This is a genomic window from Streptomyces sp. PH10-H1, assembly GCF_030063355.1.
Lineage (GTDB): Bacteria > Actinomycetota > Actinomycetes > Streptomycetales > Streptomycetaceae > Actinacidiphila.
In genome coordinates this window covers 1-21635 of record NZ_JASISZ010000027.1, presented here as the reverse complement: position 1 = coordinate 21635, position 21635 = coordinate 1, and the positions used below count along the sequence as shown (strand labels likewise).

Here is a 21635-nt window from a genome sequence, read left to right as displayed (position 1 = left end):
ATCCAACTATCGGAAGATCCCCTTCCATTCCCCTCCCTCCCATTCCCCTCCCTTGCCTGTGCATTTCGCGCGACCGGCGCCCCGAACACCCCGAGGCAACAGACACGATGAGCTCAGCGGCACTCTCCGCACCGCGTAGCGCGACACGCAGGACGGACGAGCGGTTCACCGCTTTGATCAGGTCCCACCGCCAGCCGCTCCTGCGCTACACCCGCTCGCTGCTGCCCGGCGACCCGCAGCGGGCCGAGGACGCCGTACAGGAAACCCTGCTTCGGGCCTGGCTGGCGATCCCCACCGAGGCCCAGCCGCGTCGCGCGGACGGCTTCGAACTCGGCCTGCCCTGGCTGTGCACCGTGGCACGCAACGTGGTGATCGACTGGAGCCGGAGGGACGGCGTCCGGCCCGCCCTGCCCTCCGCGTACCTGCCCGAGACCGAGTCCTCCGCGGACGAGCAGGCCCGCGTCGTGGACCGCACACACCTCGTCGAGCTGCTTGCCCCGCTCTCCCGTCCCCACCGTGAGGTTTTGGTGTACACGTACCTGCTCGGATGTTCCGGCCCCGACACGGCGCTCGCCCTGGGGATCCCGACCGGAACCGTCAAGTCCCGCCTGCACCACGCGATACGCGACCTGCGACGCTCCGCCGCCTTCTCTCGGGAGTGCGCGTGATCGCCCTGCCCCGCACCCGCACCGGCACCCGCACCGGCGCCGGTCCGCGGACGCTCGCTCTCGCCATGCCGGACCGGAACTCCTGGCTGATCCTCCTCGGTCTGCTGGTCGTTCTGGTGCTGCTGATGTGGCTGGCCGGGCGGGTCATCAAGGCCCAGGGCGGCTTCCGGCGGACCTGCCGGCGCGTCGTGTGGGAGACCAGGATGACCGGCCGCGCGTTCGCCCAGCCGTTCCGCTCCTACCGGCTCCACCGCCGACGCGCGCGGATGCTGACGTCCTTCCTCGCCGACCCGGCGGCGCCGGCGCTCGCCGGAGCGGCCCTCGACGATGCGGACGCGGCGCAGGGTGACGGGTGTTATGCGCCCACCGTGTGGAGCGGACCGTCGCGCGACCAGCACCGGGTCGTGATCGCCGGCCGGGACCCCCTCAGCCCTTCCGGCTCGTGGACGGATGCCACCGCCGGGCCGGGGGAGTGGACCTGGTCCGCGCCGCTGGAGACCGCGCCCGTGCGGACCGAGCCGGTGGGGACCGAGGTACTGGAGGCCGAGGTACTGGAGGGCGCCGGGGAGGACCGGCGGGAGCGGCTCCTGCTCGCCATCGGTGTGGACCGTCAACTGCCCGGGGTCGTACTCGTCGACTGGCTGCGCGGCCCTGCCGCGCTGGCGGTCGAAGGCGATACGCGAGTGGCCCGCAGCATCCTGCACGCGCTCGCCGCGCAACTCGACAGCATGCCGAACGGCCCGCGGGTACACGTGGCCCGCGGCGTGCATCATCGCTTTCCCGGTACGGAACTCAACGACCTCATCGAGCAGTTGGATTCGGTGGAGAGCGCGACGGCCGGGCCTGAGTCCGGCGCGGACTACGATCCGGGCAGCGAATCGGAGAGTGATCCGGACGCTGAACCGGACTCCGAACCGGAGAGCGGGTTGCATCCGGTGCTCGTGTGCTGGAAGCCGACGCCGGAGCAGGCGGCACGGCTGGCCGTTCTCAGCGCCGAGGGCAAGGCCCGCGTCCTGGCCGGCGGGCTCCTGCCGGGCTCCTGCTGGACCCTGCACGCGGAACCCGACGGGCGGCTGCTGGGCCCTGGCATGCAGATCGACGTGGAGGCCGCCTCGCTCGGCCGGGCCGCGGGCCGGGCGATCCGGCGGCTGCGGCAGCGCAGCCGCGCCGAACTGCCGGTACCGGTACCGGTACCGGTACCGGCTCGTCCCGGAGTCGCGTCCCCCGCGGCGGTCGAGACCCCGGTTGTGCCCGTGGCCGCGACACCGCCGACGGAGCCTGGCGAACCGGACGTCGGCGATCCGGACTTCACCGAGCCCGCCGCGTCGCCCGCCGTCGTCACCGTCCCGGCGACGCGCGGTCCGAGCGAGGGGAACACACCTCCGGCCGTCGCCGGTCCGGATGTCTCCCCGGTTCCCCATGGCGCGCCCGCCCCAACCCCAACCCCGGCCCCCGCCGCCGGATCCGCGCGGGGCTCAACACCTGACGTCGACCCGTACCTCGACCTCGCAGAACCCGAACCCGAGCCCGAACCCGAGCCCGAGCCCGAGCCCGAGCCCGCCACGGCGCCCTCCCGCGCCGCCGGTGTCTCCGCCGTCGCACATCCTCTGCCGGCCGCCCCCGGCGAAAACCCGGAACGGACTTCCCCCACTCCGTGAGACTCTTCCTCAGCATCACTTCGGCCGACGACCCGGTCCAGGGCCGCGATTTCGTGCTCGACGCCACCGGCGCCACCACCGTGGGCGCGCTCGCGTCCCGGCTGGCCGCGGGCGGCCAGGACCCGGGGCGGCCCGGCGGAGCCGAGCCGCCCGCGCTGTATCTGGGCGACCGGGAGCTGCCGGCCGGTCTGCCGCTGTCCGCCGCCGGAGTACGGGACGGCGCCAGGCTGGGACTCGGTGGACCCACCGCGCCCGAGCCGGGTGACTACGGGCCGCTGCGGGCCCAACTGCCGCCGCCCTCCAGGTCCGCGGACGGCGAACGGCTGCCGCGCGGCCCCCGGGTGGAACTCCAACTGGTCGGCGGCCGCGACGCGGGACGCGTGTGGCTGCTGGAGCCCGGTACTCACGCCGCCGGTCCGCAGCCGGGGAGCGCGGTCTTCCTGGAAGGCCGCGACGTACCGTCGAAGGGTGTACGGATCACCGTCCGTCCCGACGGGACCGTACTGCTGAACACCGGTCAGGCAGAGGGCGTCGCGCTGTCCGCGCCGGAGCCCCCGCCGGCCCGGCCGCGCGCCGACGCGACCCCGCTGCCGCCCGCCCCGCCGCCGGAACTGCCCGATCCGGACGCCGACGCCCACGAGCCGCTGCCACGGGGGTGGCAGGAGTGGCCCATCGGCGACGAGCTGGTGATGGGGGAGTTCCTGTTGCGGGTAGCGGAGCCGACCGAGGCGGACGCGGCCGTCACCGACTCCGTGGACGGTGCGTTCCTGGACTTCAACCGGCCGCCCCGCATCATTCCGCCGCTGGTGCCGGAACGGTTCGTGCTGCCGTCACCGCCGGGCCCGCCCACTCGGCGGCCGATTCCGCTGCTGGTGGTGGTCGCGCCGCTGTTCTTCGGCGTCGGCATGGTCACCATCCTCCACTCGTACTTCTACTTGATGTTCGCGTTCTTCAGCCCGGTCCTCGCCATCGGCAACTGGCTGAGCGGCCGGCGCAGCGGGCGCCGCGAATACCTGGACGGTGTGGCCAGCTACCGGGCCCGGCGCGGCTCCCTGGAGCAGGACGTCCAGCAGAAGGTCGGCCGTGAGCGCCGGCTGCGGGTGGCGGGCGGACCCGACCCGGCCACCGCGGGGTTGTGGGCGGTCGGCCCCGGGGCCAGGCTGTGGGAACGCCGCCGCGGCCACCCCGACCACCTCGTGCTCCGGGTCGGAACGGTCGGTCAGTCCTCGCTGCTGACCATCGAGGACACCTCCCGCGAGGACAACCACCGCTCGGTCAACTGGCGGATCCCCGACATGCCGGTCGGCGTGGACCTCGCCGGTGACGGCGTGGTCGGCATCGCGGGGGAGCGCGACGCGGCACGCGCGCTCGCCCGCTGGACCGTGGCCCAGGCGGCGATCCTGCACAGCCCGCGCGATGTGCGGATCACCGTGCTGACCGACGCGGCGGGAGCCGCCGCCTGGGAGTGGGTGCGCTGGCTGCCACATGCTCGACCCGGCCAGGGCGGCATCTCCGCGCAGAACTCCGGCGGCCCGTCCGTCACCGTCGGCAACGACCCGGAGACCGTCGCCAACCGGGTCTCCGAACTGGTCGCGGCCGTCCGCTCCCGGATGCGCGCCCGCGATTCCGCGATGAGCGGGGCCCTGCTCAGTGAGCCCGATCTCGTGGTGGTGCTGGACGGCGCCCGGCAGCTGCGCGATGTGCCCGGTGTGGTGCAGGTGTTGAAGGAGGGCCCGGCCGTCCGGGTGTTCCTGATCTGCCTCGACCAGGAGGAGCGCATGCTCCCCGAGGAGTGTGTCTCGGTCTGTGTGGTCGGAGCCCGCGATCTGACGCTGCGCCGAACCGGCAGCGCCGATCTCACGGGGATCCGTCCGGACCTGGTGGACACTGACTGGTGCGAGCGGACCGCCCGGGCGCTGGCGCCGGTCCGCGACGTCACTCCCGACGGCTCCGACGGTCTGCCGGACCGGGTCGACCTGCTCGGTCTGCTGGAACTGGAACCGCCGCGGGGTGAGGAGATCGCCCGCCGCTGGACCAAGCGCCCCGCCTCCACCACAGCGCTGCTGGGCGTCGGTTACACCGGCCCGGTCGCCTTCGACCTGATCAAGGACGGTCCGCACGGGCTGGTCGCGGGTACCACCGGCGCCGGCAAGTCGGAACTGCTGCAGACCCTGGTGGCCTCGCTCGCCGCGGTGAACCGGCCCGACGAGATGACGTTCGTGCTCGTCGACTACAAGGGCGGCAGCGCGTTCCAGGACTGTGTGCGGCTGCCGCATGTACTGGGCATGGTCACCGACCTCGACAGTCATCTCGTGGAGCGCGCGCTGGCCTCGCTCGGCGCGGAACTGACCCGGCGCGAGCGCATCCTCGCCCAGGCGGGCGCCAAGGACCACATCGAGTACCGTGCCATGCGGCGGCGCGACCCGTCGCTGGCGACCCTGCCCCGGCTGCTGCTGATCATCGACGAATTCGCCACGCTTGCGCGCGACGTCCAGGAATTCGTTCCCGGGCTCGTCTCCATCGCCCAGCGCGGCCGCTCCCTGGGTCTGCACCTGATCCTCGCCACGCAGCGGCCCGCCGGTGTCGTCACCGCCGACATCCGCGCCAACACCAACCTGCGGATCGCGCTGCGCGTCACCGACGGCATGGACAGCCAGGACGTCCTGGAGGTGAACGACGCGGTGACCATTTCCGCCGGCACCCCGGGCCGCGCGCTGGCCCGTATCGGACACCGTTCCGTACTTCCGTTCCAGACGGCGTTCGTCGGAGCGGCCCGCACGGGCAAGGACGACGCCGGGCAGCCGCGACCGGCCGGAGCAGCCGCGCCGGGCGTGGAGATGGAAGGGCGGCCGGCGGCCGAGCCCCCGGTCTGGACCAGCGAGGTCAACTGGGCGCTGCTGGGCCGCATGGCCGCGGAGCCCGGTCCCGAGCACGCCTCCGAGGGCGAGGAGGCGGTGAACTTCGGCAGCGGTTCCGAAGCGCCGACGGATGAGACCGACCTGACCGCTCTGGTCGAGGCGGTGCGCGAGGCGGCGGCCGAACTGTCCATCCCCCAGCAGCCCAGCCCGTGGCTGCCCGCGCTGCCGCAGGCCGTCAGCCTGCACGACCTGCCCGAGCGGCCGGATCTCCCGGGCGGCCGGCTGGCTCCCGTCCCGTGGGCGCTCGCCGACCTGCCGGGCTCCCAGCGCCAGGAACCCCTGGAGCTGGACTTCTCCCATTTCGGCCATCTCTACATCCTCGGCACCCCACGCTCGGGCCGCTCGCAGGCGCTGCGGACCATCGGCGGCGCGCTGGCCCGCCGGCACTCCTCGGCCGATGTGCACCTGTACGGGATCGACGCGGCCGGCGGAGCGCTCGCCGCCCTCAGCGCGCTGCCGCACTGCGGCGCCGTGGTCCCGCGCACCGACCTCGAGCGCCTCAACCGGCTGCTGGCCCGGCTCATCGGGGAGATGGGCCGCCGTCAGGAGCTGCTGACCGCCCACGGTGTGGCCAACCTCGCCGAACTGCGCACCCTGCTGCCAGCGGCCGAACGGCCGGCCCATGTGGTGGTCCTGATCGACGGCTGGGACTCGCTGACCGCGCTGCTCGGCGACCACGACGGCGGCCGGCCCGTCCAGGAGCTCACCGCGCTGATCCGGGAGGGCGCGCCGATGGGAGTGCATGTGATCGCCACCTCGGAGCGGGCCCTGCTGTCCGGCAAGGTCGCCTCGCTCAACGACGAGCGGCTGCTGCTGCGGCTCACCGACCGCAGCGAGTACATGCTGGCGGGCATCCCGGCCAAGTTGATCCCTGCCGTGGTCCCGCAGGGCCGCGGTTGGCGCGGCGGCAGTGCCACCGAAGTGCAGGTGGCGTTGCTCGGCGAGCCGTCGGGCGGACTGCCCACCGGACGTGACCAGGCCGAGGCGTTGCAGCGCATCGGCGCCGATGCGGCCCGCCGCGACCAGGGCGTCCCGGCCCATCGCCGCCCGGCGCGGGTGATGACCCTGCCGCGGCAGGTGTCGTTCACCGAGGCCTACGCGAAGGTACCGACCTCGTTGCGGCGGCCGTTGTGGGGGCTGCTCGGGATCGGCGGCGACGATCTGGAGCCGGTGGGAGTGGACTTCGCGGCGGACGCGCCGTCCTTCCTCATCAGCGGTCCTCCCGGAGCCGGCCGTTCCACCGCGCTGGCCAGCCTCGCGGTCTCGCTGCTGGCCGGCGGTACCCGGGTGGTGGTGATCACTCCGCGCGAGTCGCCGCTGCGCGGGCTGCGCAGGCACCCGCAGGCCGTGGTCCTGGAGTCGCCGGACCCGATGGCGGACGAGGTCCGCGAGGCGCTGGAGTCCGGGAGCGGGCCGGCCGTCGTGCTGGTGGACGACGCGGACCTGCTGGCCCAGATGCCGGCCGCCGACTCGGTGCTGCGCGACATCGCGGCCACCGGACGCGACCGCGGCTACGGGCTGGCGGTCGCCGCCACCGCGGAGACCCTCACCTCGGCGGGCATCGGCTGGCTCGGACAGGTGCGGCGGGTCCGCAAGGGCGTGCTGCTGTCCCCGCAGTCACCGGCCGAGGGCGATCTGCTCGGTATCCGCGTCCCGTACGACCTGCTGCGTGGCCGGCCGACGCCCGGGCGCGGACTGACCGTTGACCCGGTGTCGGGTCTGCTGGTGTCGGTACTGGTCCCGGAGACGGTGCTGCGGTCGGACGACTCCGTCTGACCCGTCTGACCCGTCTCAGGAAACGCGCGCGCCCGCGGACAGCAGGAGAGGTTGCCGCGGGCGCGCGGGCGGGGATCAGGCCTGGTTGGTGCTGGCCGCGATGTCGGCGTCCATCTTCTCGACGGACTCCTTGATCTTGGTGAACTGCATGGCGAAGCTGTTGATGCTCTCCACGGCCTGCTGCAGCGAGGCGGTCAGCTTCTCGTAGGCGGCCTTCATGGCGGGGCTGCTCTGCTGCATGAACAAGCCGTTGTCCAGCAGCCCTTCGACGGAGGTCTTCGTCGACAGCAGGTGCGGGTTGATGTCGTTGACGGCCTGGTTCATCACGCCGGACACGCGCAAGATCTCGGTGTAGTCGAGGTTGATGTTGCCTGCGGGCATGGTGCGCTCCGTGGGTTGTGGGGTGATCGTGATCGTGGTTACTTGCTGGACGTGGTCCAGCCGGTGTCCTGGTTCGCCTGGTCGCTCTTCCACTCCTCGGTACGGCCGTCGGTCACCACGGTTTTGGTGCCGCTGCCGTCCGGCTTGACCTCGACGGTCGTGACGACCTCGTGGCCGTTGATGTCCACCGAGGAGTGCGAAGTGCCGTGCACGGTCTCCTCGTTGCCGTCCTTGTCGGGGCCGACGGTGGTGTAGGTGGTGTCCGAGTCACGGTGACCGGTGGTCTTGTCGTAGACCGAGGTGGTGGTGCCGGTGGTGGTGCTCACCTTCCCGTCGGTCCCCTTGGTGGTGGTGTTGAAGGTGTCGTTGGTGTTCTTGTGATTCCCCGACTCGGTGGTCTGGCTGTTCCCCGTCGTGGAGGTGACATTGCCGTAGACATCGGTGGCCTTCGAGTCGTATGTGCCGTCGGCGTGGTAATTCGTGGTGTCGGTGCTGGTCAGGCCGGTGTTGGTGTGCAGCGTGGTGGTGATCTTCGTCGGCTTGCCGTCCGCGCCGTACTCGTACGTGGTCGTCGTGGTGTTGCCGTGCCCGTCGTCGGTGGTCCAGGTGCCCGGCCGGTCGGCGTCCTGCGGAGGCTTGGGGGCGTGCGGGTCGTTCGGGTCGGCGTTGCCGTCGTGGACCTGCTGCTGCCAGTCGTCCCAGATCTTCTTCTGGGTCGAGTACAGGTCCGCGGCGAGCGAGGCTTCCTGCTTGCTCGCCTCCCCGGCCAGCCGGAAGTCCCAGTCCGCCCAGCCGCGCGCGACCCCCTCGTACAGGTTGCCGAGCTTCTCCAGCTTCTCCTCGGAGCGCTTGAAGGAGCTCTTCCAGACGGAGTAGTAGGCGCGGATCGCCGTGGAGACAGTGGCCGCGCCGACCTCGTTGGTGGTGTAGTCCTGCTTGCCCTCGCGGGCGTGCTGGACCTGTTCCTTGAGGTTGCGGGCCTTCTGGGCCACCTGGTTGAGCAGTTCGTAGTCGACCGCGATGTCGGGCACAGTCACTCCCGGGGGACGGGGACGGGGCGGGATGCGTACGCAGATCAAACGCACCGGGGGCGCGAACGGTTCAGTGATGCGCGTTACACCCGGGGCGGCCTGTGACGTCGTTCACAGAGTGAACCAATGGCCCTCCCGCTGCGTAGACATGGTGTCCGGACCGTGAGGAGCGCGGACCGTACGGGCGGCGAGCCGCGGGCAGGGGGTGCATGAGGGTGGCAACGCGTCCAGGGGACTGGAGTGCGCTCGGTCTGCACGGTGATCCCACCCCCGGCGATCCCGCCACCCTGTCCGTCATCGCCGACGCGATGCGCGAACTGGCCACCTCGGCAGGGACGATCAACACCGGCCTGCACGAGCTGCAGAACACCGCGGGCGACGGCCGGCGGTTCATCGGCAAGACCGCCGACGCGCTGCGCGGCATGGTGGACGAGCACCTCCAGCGGTTCGTGGGCCGGGTGGAGGAGTCCTTCCACACCGCGGAGAACGCCATCCGCACGTACAGCACCGTCGTCACCAACGCCCAGGCCGAGGCGGACCAGGCGCTGTCCGCCGCGCAGGGCCTGCCACAGGGCGATTCGCAGCTCCCGAGCCTCACCCGGCGCGCCAACGACGCCAAGTCCGAGGTCACGGGCGCCGCGACGGAACTGCGCAGGCAACTGCACACGGCCGGTGAGCTGATGGTCCAGCCGGTCAGCGACTGCGACCTGTTCTGGGAAGTGTTCCAGTGGCTGACGATCATCCTCTCGGTGATCGCGGTCTTCACCGGTGGCATCCTCGCCGTTCTCGCCTGGGGTATGAACGCCGTACTGCTGATCAAGACCATCGTCGCCTTCAGCCAGGGCAAGGCCAGCGGCCTGGAACTGGGCCTCGCCTTCCTGGGCGTGCTCTTCCCGACGACCAAGGGCATCAATGTCGGCGCCCTCATCAAGGGCCTGGGCAACAGCCTCAAGGGCGGCGTCAGCGGACTCGTGGGCGCGGGCCGCAACATCTGGTCGCAGATCGGCCACTTCTCGTCGATGACCGGCCTGCCGAAGTTCGTCGTCGCGCCCATGGTGATCGTCTCCCACCTCGGCCCGGCCCTCACGATCGATGTGGCCGGCCTGCTGCGCGGCATCGGCAACGGGGCGCGGGGCGGCTGGAATCAGGCCGTCACCGCGATCGGGCACGACTGGGTCCGGTTCACCGGCAACGTCACCGGGGAATGGGCCAAGGCCGGTACATACGCGGCCGTCAACATCCAACGGCTCGGCCGGCTGGGCGTGGCCGCCTTCCTGCCGCTGAACGCTACCGAGTTGGGCGTCCTCGGCTTCGGCGGCGCGGCCCGGCTCGCGTTCGGCGAACGCGTCCTCGGCATTCCCCATCCCGAGCTGCACGAACTGCTGGTCAACGCGGGCCGCACCGACGCCGCGCTGCATTTCGGCTCGCCTCTGGCCAACGGCGGCCACGGCGCCCTGGTGCCCTCCTCGCTCGTGACGCCGGGCGGGGTGCACTTCTCCGCGGGGACGTTCAGCCCCGGGTCCTCGCTTGGCGCCGTCTTCCGGCCGGGCGGGGGCTTCGGCTCGGCGGGCACGGCCAACCTCGTCCATCTCTCGCTGGGATCGCTGCCCACCATCAACCTCGGCAGCCTGGGACCCGGGTCGCTCGGCATCGCCCGCGGTGCTCTGCCCGACGGCATCCACGCCACTGGGGGCGGGCTCAGCGTGCCCGCGTCGGTATCGGTGTCGCCCGGATCGGGCGCGCTCGGCCTCGGCGCTCTGCACGGCTTCGGTACGCCCTCGGTCGTGGGCCACGCGGGCGGGGCTCCCGGTCTGCACGTGACGGGCACCGGGACGGCGCTTCCAAGAGGCCTGAGCGTCGGTGCGCCCTCGCTGCTCACCCCGGCGGTGCCGCACGGCATGACGACCCTGCCCGGCGGTCTGAGCGTGCCGCTCACCCACGGCTCCGGTATCTCGGCCGGGGCGCAGCTCGTCCACCAGGCTGACCACGCGGCGGGCCAGGTACGGATGGACAGCAACCTGCTGCTGCCCGGCCACACCGCCATCGATCTGCTCCGCGACGCGCACGGTTCGTCCCCCGTGCTGCATACCGGCCAGCCGATCGCCGGTCTGCACGCGGGAACGACGACCAACGTGCCGCACACCGTCGGCATGGGGGAGGGTGTCACCCTGGCCCGCGGCGCCGTCGGCCACGCCGAGGCGCTGAACGATCTGATCTTCCCCGAACTGCGGGCCATGGCCGCCGGTGACGTCGCCGTCACCGGCATCCGGGCCGACGGCATCACCCTGCGGCTCGGGGACGCGGCGCCGCGGACGGTGGACGCGCACGCGGTGGCCGCCACCGCGCCGATCGGCCCCGCTCCCGTCGGCCACCTGACCGGTGTGCCCTCCGCCACGCCGCAGCCCGTGCACGCGCCGGCCGTAGCAGGTGCCGCGACGCCGATACCGCATCTGGGCGGCACCGGCGGGAGCGAGCATGCGCTCACCGTGAACGCCCCGCAGGGCGGCGCGCATCCGGTGTCCGCCGGCGCGGTGGAGCGCCCGGTCACCCCGCCCCGCTCGACCGCGGCCGCGCCGGGCTCCACGCCGGTGCCCCGCCCGCTCAGTGCGCCGGTACGGGTCCCGGAACCCGTACTGTCCACGCACGATCTGGCGATGAACCTGCTGCGCGGCGACGATGCGGCCCTGCCCGTACCCGCCGGGCTGAGCGCCCACGCCGGGGCACCGGCCGGCGTCTCCGCCCGCCCGGCGCTGGACGCCGCCGGCGCGGGCCACACCGGATCCGCGAACGGGGCGCTGGATCTGGTCGCCCGCCCCGGCGGGCCCGCACGGGCCGACGACGTGCCGGCGGCCGGAACGCCGCAGCCGTCGGCGGCCGGAACACCGGTCCCGCATCTGCCGGTATCCAAGGGCAAGGGCAAGGGCAAGGCACCGGCGGCGCTGCCACCGCTCGTCACCGTGGCGCCCGGCGGACGGTTCGGCGGCCATGCCGCGGCCGCCGTGATGAACCAGCGGATCCACGCCGCCCGGCAGATCGTCATCGGCGGGTCCTCCGGTTCCGAGGCCGTCGGCAAGCTCAACGCCTGGGCCAGGTACGAGCGATCGATGACCAAGCTGGCCAAGGCGGAGCAGCAGCTCGACCGCGTCACCCCGCCGCCCGGCACGGGCGCCTCCACCGGGCCCACCGCCGCCCATCTGGCCGCGCTGGACGGGGTCAGCCGCGCCGGAGCGGTCGTCGACCGTGCGGAGGACACCCTGCACGGGCTCGGTATCGACCCCCGCGCGACCCGCCAGGAGATCCGTTCCGTCACCGGCCGGATCTTCACCGACCGCGGCGGGCTGCTCGGCGGCGCTCCCGCGACCCGTCCCCGCCCGCCGCGCCCGCCGGCCGGTGCCGGTCACGCCGCCGCACCGGCGCCGCACGTCCCGCACACCACCGTCGACGACGCGATGCAGATCGACCCGCCCGCCACCGGCCATGCCGCCGGAGCTCCCGCACCGCACACCGCACCGCACACCGCACCGCACCCGGCCGGCCAGGACGTCACCATGTCCCCGCCGCCGCACCGCGGCGACGACGCGATGCAGATCGACCCGGCGCCCGCTCCCACCGGTGGCGCCCACACCTGGACCCCGCAGGCGGGAGCCGCGGCCGATCCGCACACCGCGGTCAACGACGCCTTCCTGCACCTGGGCGGCCACGGTGCCCAGCCGATGAACGCCGACCGCTACGCGGCCCTGGTGCACGCGAGCGTCGAGGACTCCCGCCCGATCGCCTACGTGGTCAACGCGATCGTCAACCACCGGGAACTCGGCGGCCTCGGGGCGTTCCTGAACTCCGTCACCCACAACCTGACCGGCTTCGACGGCCGGATAGCCGTCGTCATCGGCGTCAACGGCCCGCGCAGTGAGCTCCCCGCGATCCGTGCCGCCATCGACAACGCGCTCGGCGGTGCCTCGTTTCCCCACCCCCTGGCCATGGTCGCCACCCCGGTCCCGGGCGGCCCCAAATTCGCCTACGGGACGGCCCGTAACGCCACCATGACCAGCGCCGCCAGTACGCATCTGGCACAGACGATGATCGACCGGGGCACCCACCCCTACTTCTCGATCATGGACTTCGACGCCCACCCCCACACGGTCCCCGGCGGCGAGCACGTCTTCCGTCACTTCGACGAGGCACTCGGCGCCCACGGATCACCCGGATTCCCCCCGCTGCGCCCGCTGATGATGTCGGGCGGCTACCGGATGCCCGACCTGTCGGCGGCCGGCGCCACCGAGGACCTGCTGAAGGCCACCAACGACCGGCTCGCGGGAGCGGTGAAGAAGCCACCGAAACCGCCGAAGCCGGCCGCGGGCGGCGCGGTGAGGAAGCCCAGGGTGGTCAAGGACAAGGGCGACGTCACCGCCGACTTCCTGCCCACGCTCGACGCCCGTATCAGGCTCGACATGCGGGTCCGCGACCGGCTGGGCGGCACGCATCCGCAGCTGCCCTACTCGCCGGAGCCCAACCTCTTCGTCGACGCCGCGGCGGTCATGCTGCACGAACCGGGGCTGCCGCCGGTCCGGTTCGGCAACGCGGGCGCCGAGTTCCAGGCACTCAGCGAACGGCTCAACCAGCTCAACGCCTGGGAACTGGACCGGAACCTTCCGCTGCCGGCCTTCGGAGGCGCCGGGCCCACCCGGCTGCCGGAGATCCTGGGCAGGATCGACGACGCCTTCCACGCGGACCGCCCGCCGCTGAGCGGGCCCGAGTCCGCTGAGGCCCAACTGGTGCTCCACGACCTCGCCAACGCCGTGCGGAACGGGGATCCGCTGGTGCGGATGTTCGATGTGAACCGGGTACCGCTGGTCCTGAACCGGATCGGCGAGGCGCTGCGGAACGGTTTCGAGCTGCACACCGCGCCCCTGACCCTGAGCCGTGAGGCGCGGCAGATCCTGTGGCGCACCGGGGAGGCCCTCGACACGCGGCTGACCCTGCGCGGGATCAACGCGGCCAACCACGTCCTGCCGGAGCGCGGCACCGCGTTCCTCACCGACTTCCAGGGCGGCGCGATCCCCACGGACGTGTCCCGTCTGCTGAAGGACCTGTGGAAGGACGGCACCCTCCCGCAGGACCACGCACACATGAAGAAGCCGCTGGACCGGCTGTTCAACAGCGACGCGTCCGGCGGCAACGCCCAGGCCGGCCGCAGCGGTCTCGAGCTGTCCTCCCACCGCGACGACTGGATCACCAAGAACTACTCCAAGCTTCCCCCGAACCCCAACAACGGCCGCCCCTTCGACCCGCTCTGGCCGGTCCGCCACAACCCCGGTGAGCTGCCGCGCACCACCACGTCCGCAGACCTGGCCCGCGATCTCGACTCGCGGCTGGGCACCCCGGGAGAGCACCCGGTAGGGACGGCCGTCTCCACTCCGGTGCAGGGCTCAGGCCCGGCGGTGTGGGCCGGGATCAACCCCGACGAGCTGCGTCTGGTGTCGCACAGCCTCGCGCTCAGCACGGACATCACGCACTTCCTGCGCCACCTGCGGTACTTCGCCCACGAACATCTGCCCACCCGGGCCATCGACCTGTCGCCCGGCTCCCTCTTCGCGGCGCTCGACCACGCAGCCGGCACGACCAGTGGTCTCGACCCGGCCGCCATGCTGCAGCGCGCCTTCGACACCATCGACAGCGGGGCCGGCGTTTCGGCGGCGACCGCGATGAAGCGACTGAAGGCGTTCACCGACAACCTGAACACGTCCGGGCTCGGCGTCGAGGACTTCTTCGTGCGCCTCGTCACGGGACGGATCCACCCGCCGACCGACACTCTGCAGGGTCTGCGGGCGGCCGGCGACGAGGCGCACTTCGCCATGGACGCCGGCAGTCTGCATGTACTCGGGCACTACGCGACGGCACTGGGACGGGACATCCGGGTGACGGGCGGTGACGGCGTCACCCACTTCATCGCCGGACCGACCGGCGGCAAGCGGGCGCGTGGATCCCTGGAGATCACCTGGCGCGGCGAACCCGACGGCGGCGGCGGATGGACCGTGCATCTGTCGGACCGCTCGGGCAGTCCGTCACCCGCACACGGCGACGGCCCCCCGTCCGGCCGGGGACCGGACGGCCCCGGTTCGGGTCCCCCCAAGCGCCGCCGTACCGTCGACCCCGTCACCGGTGGGAAGGGCAAGGACAAGGCGACGGCCTCCTCCGCGCCGGCGCCCGTTCCCGCTGCGCCCCCGGCCCCGCCCCGCGCGGCCGTGGAAGCCGCTTGGGACGCCTACGCCGAGGCCACCGGCGAACTCGGCGCGGCACAAAGGGCTCTGACCGGAGTGCAGCGGCCGGCCGCGTACGGCGGAGCGGGCAGCTCCAGTGTGTCGACCGCCTCCGCACACGCCTATGGTCAGGCGCAGGACCGTATGCGCCGGGCCGCCGCGGCCCTGAACCGCGCGGAATTCGCACTGGAGCGACTCGGTATCGACCTGCGCAACGCCATGGAGGGCCTCACCCTCGACCCCGGCCGCCACCACTCGCACCCGCCCTCCGGAGACACCCCGTGACACCGCCGCCCGCCGAGCCCGCAGTCCACCACGTCGCCGGCCGGGACCGGTACGCGCGTGCGCACGCGACGATCGCCTCCGCCCTTGAGACAGCCGTGGACGGCGACGAGATCCGGATCGCGCCCGGGGTGTACACCGAGGCGTTGCGGATCGAACGGAACGTCTCGCTGCTGGCCGAGACGTCCGACGGGCAGGACGCTTCCGTCCACTACGGCACGGTGACCCTCGCCGCCCCCGACGCGGACCGGCCCGCCCTCGAAGTGGCCTCCGGAGCACGGCTGGTGCTGCGCGGCCTGACGGTACGCGGCGGCGCGGCGAACCGGCCCGCCGTACTGCTCAGCGGCGGCAGCACCGAGTGGTCCGGCGGCGGTATCACCCGCGGCCGGCTGGAGGTGCTGAGTGACGCTGCGTTGAGCCTGCGCGACGCGGTACTCGCCGGAGCGGCCCTCACCGGCGCCCTGCTGCGCACCACCGGTACGGTGCGGCTGGCCGACTGCCTGCTCATGGAAGCCGACGGCACCGGACTCGTGGCCGGCGGCTCCACCCACCTGGAACTGGAACGGACCACCGTGCGCGGGGCGTCCGGCTCCGCTCTGCGGATCCGCGAGAGCGCCCGGGCCACCGTGCGCGACAGTCTGATCGACCGCGCCGGGCGCAGTGGCCTGCTCGTCGAGGACCAGGCCGCCGCGCTCCTGGTGGACTGCCGGATCCGGGACTGCGGCGGGGAGGCGGTCCGGGTCCTGGGCAGCTCGCCCGCGTCCCCCACGTCCCTCGTGTCTCCTGCGGAGGCGGACACCGGCCCGTCAGCCCGCGCGGACGGTGGCGTGCGCCTGGACGGCTGCGAGCTGTCGGGTGCGGGCTCCGACGCGGTGAGCGCCACCGGCCAGGGGCAGTTGCTGCTCACGGCATGCGTGCTGCGCGACAGTGGCGGCTCGGGCGTGAGCGCGGGGGACGACTCCCGCGTCCGGCTCGCCGGATCGCGGATCGTCCGGACGACGGCCGCCGCGCTGCGGGTGTACGGCGCCGCCCTGCTGACCGCCGAGCAGACCACCGTACGGGGCTCCGCGGCCAACGGCCTGCTGGCCGCGGACAGCGCGACCGTACGGCTGGAGGACTGCGAGGTGGGGGACTGCCTGTTCAGTCCCGTACATGTCGGGGGTCGGGCCACGGTGGTACTGACCAGAGTGCGGGCGTCCGGATCGCCCGAGCACGGGGTGCACGCGGTCGCCGACGCGACGGTCGAGATGACCGACGGGCGGATCGCCGACTGCGGGATGTCCGGACTCGACGTCGCCGGCCCGGCGCGCGCGGTGGTACGGGGACTGAGCGTTCTGCGCTGCCTCAATGGCATCACTTCCGGTTCGCGCGCCGAAGTGCGGCTGCTGGACTGCGAGGTGGCCGACAGCGAGCGGGCCGCTGTCGTCCTGGGGCCGGGGGAGACGGAAGTGACCGGCGGCCGGCTGCTGCGGCCGGGTACCGCCGGGCTGGTCGTGGAGGAGGGAGCCCGGCCGCGCGTGACCGATCTGGAGATCCGGGAGGCTGTCGGCTCCGGCGTGGTGGTGGCCCGGGGCGCTGAGCCGCAGCTCCGCGGGGTGCGGATCGTCCGCCCCGGAAAGAACGGCCTCATCGTGGACGCCGGGGGAGCGGGCCTGTTCGAGGACTGCGACATCATCGGGCCCGGATTTCCCGCCGTGCACCTCGGCGCCGCGGCGACGCCGGTGCTGCGGCGGATCCGGGTCCACGACGCCACCGAAGACGTGAGCGCCGACCCTGGCGCGGCTCCTGTGGCGGAGGAGTGTGTCTCGGTCCGGGTGAAATCCCCCATCTGGCCTGCCGGTTCCCTCCCGGTCACGGTGGCGTCGGGCCCGGCGGGAGCAGTTGAGGCGAAACCCTCAGGGGAAGGCGCGGACGAGCCGGCCGCTGAGGAGAGTCTGGACAGCCTGCTCGCCGAACTCGACGAGCTGATCGGCCTGGCACGCGTCAAACAGGACGTGGCCTCGCTGGTCAAGCTGATGCGGATGGTCCAGCGCAGGGGCGCGGCCGGACTGGCCGCACCCCCGCTGAGCCGGCACCTCGTCTTCGCGGGGAACCCGGGGACCGGCAAGACGACGGTGGCCCGTCTGTACGGCCGGATTCTGGCCGCGGTCGGGCTGCTGGAGCGCGGCCACCTCGTCGAGGCCGACCGCTCGGCGCTGGTCGGCGAGTACGTCGGCCACACCGGGCCGAAGACCCAGCGGGTCTTCCAGGAGGCCATGGGCGGTGTGCTGTTCATCGACGAGGCATACTCGCTGGCTCCCGTCGGAGGCGGCGCGGGCAGCGACTTCGCCCAGGAGGCCATCGCCACCCTGGTCAAGCTGATGGAGGACCACCGCGACTCCGTCGTGGTGATCGTGGCGGGCTACCCGGCGGAGATGGAGCACTTCATCGACTCCAACCCCGGGCTGGCGTCACGGTTCAACCGGACGCTGATGTTCGAGGACTACGACACCGCCGAACTGGTGCGCATCGTCGAACAGCACGCCGCCTCCCACCAGTACGACCTCACCGACGCCGCGCGGACGATGCTCGACACCTACTTCGACCACGTGCCCAGGGACGGCCGGTTCGGCAACGGCCGCTCCGCACGCCAGGCGTTCCAGGCCATGACGGAACGGCAGGCCTACCGGGTCGCGGAGATCGACGATCCGACAGAGGACGACCTGGTGACGTTGTCCGAACTGGACCTGCCCGAACTCGACGTTCCGTAGCACCCGTTGGGACCGGAGCGCACTGAACTGCTCCGGGCCGCTGCGGTCAGCGCAACCGCCACTTCTGGTTCGCGGTGCCCGCGCAGGTCCACAACTGGAGTTTGGTGCCGCTCGCGGTGCCGTTGTTCACGACGTCCACGCACTTGTCGGCCTGCGGGTTGACCAGGTCGCCGGCGCTGCTCAGATAGAACCGCTGGGCCGGGTTGCCGCTGCACACGGCGAGCTGAATGACGGCGCCGTCCGTGCGGGAGCCCCAGGCCACGTCCATGCACAGACCCATGGATCGTACGGAGCCGTCGGTCCTGAAATCCCAGTGCTGGGTGTCGACCCCGGAGCAGTCCCGGATCTGCAGCGGGGCGCCGTCCGCTCCCTTGCCGCCGGTCACGTCGATACAGCGACCCGATGACGTCCCCACCACGGTGGGGCCGGGAGCGGCGGGGGCCTTGGTGGTGTGCGCGGGCGCCGGCGGCGCGGCCGGCCTGCCCTGCTGCGGCCGCCCCACCGGGGGCGCGGCCGCGGGCGAGCCAGGTCCGTAGTCCGGCCCGGGGAGGGAACCGGCGGGCGGCCGGGCCGATGGGGCCGACGTCTGCGGCCGGGGCTGTGTCACACCCGTGGGGGAGGGAGCGGGGGTGGACGCCCTTCCGGTCGGCGTTGCGGCGGCCACCGGCCGGTCGGACGCCGCCGTCTCCATGCTGAGGTCGATCCGCCCGAGCAACGGCATCACCAGGGCGCCGACTCCGGCCAGCGCCACCAGGGCGCCGGTCGTGGCCCAGACACGTGGCCCGGGCAGCAGCCCGCGCCGGGGCACGGTGGCGCGGCGCGCGAAGGTCTCCGAGAAGCGGGCCTGCGAGGCGTCGGGACGCTCGGAGGACTGCTTCGGTGAAAGGGGCGGCACATCGTCTCCCGTCGGGATCAAGAGGTGCGCGAAGGCTGTGCCACCACAGGGCCATCAACCGTGCGCAGAGGGCGGGTTGAGGTATCGACCTCGCGTTCTGCCCTCGCTCTCCGGATACGTGGCCAGTGTATCCATCTCCCGCGTGCGACGACCGGGCGGCCGCTTCCTCGCGGTGGGGAAGGGCCGGAAACGGCCGTCGCACGATCATCAAGGAGTGTGTGACCTCCTGATGACCGTGCGACGACCATGAGCCGGACGCGCTGGTCCGGGCTAGAAACTGCGGCAGAGGATCCCCGCGCCCGGCTTGGGCACGACGCACATCCGCCAGGCGTCGAAGGTGACGGACTCACCCGGCAGAATCAGCAACCCGTCCTCCCCGTCCTGCCAGTTCGTACCGATGCGCCGTACCTGGACGGCCGGTCCTGCCGTGCCGGCCATGAATATGGTCGGGTCGATCTCCCAGCCCCGTGCATCCAGCCATGCCTCGAGCGCGGTCGTGTCGTCCGCCTCCGCCAACCGTGGCCATAGAAAATCCGTCATGCTTCCCCATCCCCCGTAGCGCCCGTGGTCCGAGCACACTGATTCTGCCAGGAGGCACTGACAACGGCGCTCAATTATGGGTAGGTAGGGGGCGGAAGCGGCGATTCAGGTGCTCAACGCCCCCGGCTGCGGTCGCGTTTGCGGGCCATCGTCCCGAGCCGGCGGGCTCGGCGCGCTGCCACCGCCGGCGGGCGGGGATCGCTGAGGGGTCCGGGCGCGTTGTGACGAGGCTGGACGCTGTGATGTGTACGCTCCGGCTCGGCGTTGAGCTGTGCCCAGTGGCGGCAGGCGCACGGCCAGGGTGCGTGGATGTCCGCTCCCAGCCGGCTGGGAGCGGACATCCACGCGGGCGGCTCAGGCGGGGATGATGTTCTCCGCCTGGGGGCCCTTCTGCCCCTGGGTGACGTCGAAGCTCACCCGCTGGCCCTCCTGGAGCTCACGGAAGCCCTCGCTGGCGATGTTGGAGTAGTGGGCGAAGACATCGGGTCCACCGCCGTCCTGCTCGATGAAGCCGAAGCCCTTTTCGGCATTGAACCACTTCACGGTTCCCAGCGTCATGTGTCCTCCAAGGGGACTCGAAATCGGTTCCCGCACCATGCGGGACCGGAGGTGATCGCCCTGGTTCTCAGAGACTCCGAACAGCAAAAACGCCCGTGAACCCGCGTTCGCGAGCGACCGGTGCTTCGGAACCATGACAGCTGTCCCCGACGCTACACGGGCCGCGCCGACCAACCCGTCGAGGACACCCGTGTCACGGCGCCCGGTACACATCTGGCACGGCACGGCACGGCACGCGGAGGCCGGGCGCCAGGGCGCAGGGCGGGTTCCACCGGTCGCCGCGCCGCGCGCGGCTGTCCTTGTCGCGACGACGTGAGTGCGCTGTTCCGAGCGCCCGTGTTCTCGCTTGGCGCCGCCGCCGGGTCCAGCGCGGCGGAGTCCGTGACGTCCGCGACCGCTCCGATCGCGGTGCCGCCCGTGGCGGTGATGCCGGCGACGACCCCGGCCAAGGCGTCCTCGTCGCGCCCGACCACACAGACGGCGGCGCCCTGGCCGGCGAAGGCCTGCGCGGTCCGGGCGCCGATACCGCGCGAGCCACCGGTGACGACCACGACCTTGCCGGCAAGGTCCGGGTAGCTGCCGTGCACGGGAAACGCCGCCTCCTGGCTGACCGGACTCACCATCGACGTCGCGGGCGGCCGGATCACCCACTGAGCGCCGCCCCGGCCGGGGCACCGGCCGAGGTTCCTGTGATGGACACGGATCCGTGCGGCTCGTCCGGGCCGTTCCTGCGGGGACTCCGCAGTGCGGGGCGCTGGGACCGGAACCCGCCCCACCGGGGGAGAGCGATACGGGGCCACCGGATCTCGCCCGGGGGCCCCGTACGGATGGTCAGGTCAGGCTGTGCTCTTGAGGGACGCGACGATGCGCCGGAGCAGCTTCTTGGCGGTGGCGGCGCCGTTGTCGTGGCCGTCGGTGGACAGGACGCTCACGACGGATGTCCCGGTCTGTGCCGCGACCAGCGTGCTGCCGTTCTGCCAGGCGCTGTCGGTCAACGTGATCGTGTAAGAGGTGTCGCCCAGCCCGGTCGTGGACTTCCCCGTGACCTTCACCTTGCTGTGGGTCTGCGAGTCCGTGTAGGTGTGGCACGCGGCGGCAATGGCCTTGAGGCTCTTGACCACGTCAGCTGCTGTCGTCCCCTGGTAGACGTCGATCTCCTGGGCGATGTCCTCGGAGGTGTTCTTACTCATGTAGTCGTTCTGACTGAACGACACCCCGGTGACACCGGTGACCGCGATCCAGCTGGTGCCGCCGAGCTTGGAACAGTCCGGCTTCGCAGCGCCGGCGGTAGCGGGTGCGATGTAGGTGCCCCCGGAATCCCGGACACCACTGGGATCGACGGCGAATCCGGCGGTGAAGAACGACTTCGGCGCCAGTGCCTTCGTCAGCTGCGTCCCTGTCCGCAGACCGGCGTTGGGGTCCTGGGGGGCCGTGGTGGCGGGCGCGGGAGCGGTGGATCCGGAAGGTGACCCGGAGGTTCCGGAAGAACAGGCCGTCAGGGCCAGCGGGAGGGCTGCGGCGGTGGCGAGCACCTTGACAGCGAGCGGCAGGGGACGCATCCGGATCCTTTGAAAAGTTGCACAGTGCGCCGCGTCCCGATCATCCGGGCGCGACGGGGCCGAACGATCATCAGGCCCGACGGGACACTACCGATGGCCTGCTCACGCAAAGGTAATCTTTGGTTAAAGATTCATCAATTTTGTTTGACTGGCGGAGCGGCCCGTCTCCGGCGTTGGCGAAGTCGTGGGGTGTGCGGGTGTCGAATTCGACGGCTTACTTTGTCAAGTCGAGGGGCACGGCCGTTTCAAGATCGACGGTGGGTGGGTGACGCGCGGCGTGTCGGCGCGCTGAGCAGGACAGAGCTCCGGTAGGACGAGGGTTCTCACACCAACTCATGTCTACCGGAGCTCCGTTGCTGGTC

At 72.2% G+C, this 21635-nt stretch carries 12 protein-coding genes; 5 read left to right on the top strand and 7 right to left on the bottom strand.

Annotation, left to right across the window (positions count from 1 at the left end; translation table 11 throughout):
* The first annotated feature begins 107 nt into the window (after positions 1 to 107).
* The 3 genes from QMK24_RS17935 to QMK24_RS17925 are packed head-to-tail and all read left to right on the top strand — an operon-like array spanning position 108 to position 7020.
* Entirely contained in the window at positions 108 to 668 is a 561-nt protein-coding gene (locus tag QMK24_RS17935) for a sigma-70 family RNA polymerase sigma factor (protein ID WP_283467154.1), read from the top strand.
* The gene (locus QMK24_RS17930; RefSeq protein WP_283467152.1) at positions 665 to 2326 is read left to right on the top strand and encodes a hypothetical protein; all 1662 of its coding nucleotides are present in this window, start codon (positions 665 to 667) and stop codon (positions 2324 to 2326) included. The genes QMK24_RS17935 and QMK24_RS17930 overlap by 4 nt, the downstream gene beginning before the upstream one ends.
* On the top strand, positions 2323 to 7020 hold the full coding sequence (locus QMK24_RS17925) for an FtsK/SpoIIIE domain-containing protein (RefSeq protein WP_283467151.1): 4698 nt from the start codon (positions 2323 to 2325) through the stop codon (positions 7018 to 7020). Before QMK24_RS17930 ends, QMK24_RS17925 begins: the two co-directional genes overlap by 4 nt.
* Positions 7021 to 7095: 75 nt before the next feature.
* Here QMK24_RS17925 and QMK24_RS17920 read toward each other — a convergent pair whose 3' ends face one another.
* A complete protein-coding gene (locus QMK24_RS17920; protein WP_138354356.1) occupies positions 7096 to 7401 on the bottom strand; it encodes a hypothetical protein in 306 nt (101 codons plus the stop codon).
* Positions 7402 to 7439: 38 nt separating this feature from the next.
* Positions 7440 to 8432: a hypothetical protein gene (locus tag QMK24_RS17915; protein WP_283467149.1), complete on the bottom strand. Its 993-nt coding sequence runs from the start codon at positions 8430 to 8432 to the stop codon at positions 7440 to 7442.
* A 215-nt stretch (positions 8433 to 8647) separates the two neighbouring features.
* Here QMK24_RS17915 and QMK24_RS17910 point away from each other — a divergent pair, with 215 nt between their 5' ends.
* Both QMK24_RS17910 and QMK24_RS17905 read left to right on the top strand, forming a co-directional pair.
* On the top strand, positions 8648 to 14974 hold the full coding sequence (locus QMK24_RS17910) for a putative T7SS-secreted protein (RefSeq protein ID WP_283467148.1): 6327 nt from the start codon (positions 8648 to 8650) through the stop codon (positions 14972 to 14974).
* Entirely contained in the window at positions 14971 to 17721 is a 2751-nt protein-coding gene (locus tag QMK24_RS17905; protein ID WP_283467147.1) for a right-handed parallel beta-helix repeat-containing protein, read from the top strand. The genes QMK24_RS17910 and QMK24_RS17905 overlap by 4 nt, the downstream gene beginning before the upstream one ends.
* 46 nt (positions 17722 to 17767) lie before the next feature.
* Here QMK24_RS17905 and QMK24_RS17900 read toward each other — a convergent pair whose 3' ends face one another.
* The 5 genes from QMK24_RS17900 to QMK24_RS17880 all read right to left on the bottom strand — a co-directional run bounded on the left by QMK24_RS17900 (position 17768) and on the right by QMK24_RS17880 (position 21273).
* Complete coding sequence (locus tag QMK24_RS17900; RefSeq protein ID WP_283467146.1) at positions 17768 to 18616, bottom strand: ricin-type beta-trefoil lectin domain protein; 849 nt, start codon at positions 18614 to 18616, stop codon at positions 17768 to 17770.
* Positions 18617 to 18886: 270 nt separating this feature from the next.
* Complete coding sequence (locus QMK24_RS17895; protein WP_283467145.1) at positions 18887 to 19156, bottom strand: hypothetical protein; 270 nt, start codon at positions 19154 to 19156, stop codon at positions 18887 to 18889.
* A gap of 354 nt (positions 19157 to 19510) precedes the next feature.
* Positions 19511 to 19714, bottom strand: coding sequence for a cold-shock protein (locus QMK24_RS17890; protein ID WP_283467144.1), 204 nt, complete (start codon positions 19712 to 19714; stop codon positions 19511 to 19513).
* 152 nt (positions 19715 to 19866) lie between these two features.
* A complete protein-coding gene (locus QMK24_RS17885; RefSeq protein WP_283467143.1) occupies positions 19867 to 20361 on the bottom strand; it encodes an SDR family NAD(P)-dependent oxidoreductase in 495 nt (164 codons plus the stop codon).
* 189 nt (positions 20362 to 20550) lie between these two features.
* A complete protein-coding gene (locus QMK24_RS17880; protein WP_283467142.1) occupies positions 20551 to 21273 on the bottom strand; it encodes a hypothetical protein in 723 nt (240 codons plus the stop codon).
* Positions 21274 to 21635 lie beyond the last annotated feature (362 nt).

Bases quoted from the DNA above. Each gene is read 5' to 3' on its own strand.
- QMK24_RS17935 (WP_283467154.1), top strand. From the start codon at position 108: ATGAGCTCAGCGGCACTCTCCGCACCGCGTAGCGCGACACGCAGGACG.
- QMK24_RS17920 (WP_138354356.1), bottom strand. From the start codon at position 7,401: ATGCCCGCAGGCAACATCAACCTCGACTACACCGAGATCTTGCGCGTG.
- QMK24_RS17895 (WP_283467145.1), bottom strand. From the start codon at position 19,156: ATGACGGATTTTCTATGGCCACGGTTGGCGGAGGCGGACGACACGACC.
- QMK24_RS17890 (WP_283467144.1), bottom strand. From the start codon at position 19,714: ATGACGCTGGGAACCGTGAAGTGGTTCAATGCCGAAAAGGGCTTCGGC.
- QMK24_RS17880 (WP_283467142.1), bottom strand. From the start codon at position 21,273: ATGCGTCCCCTGCCGCTCGCTGTCAAGGTGCTCGCCACCGCCGCAGCC.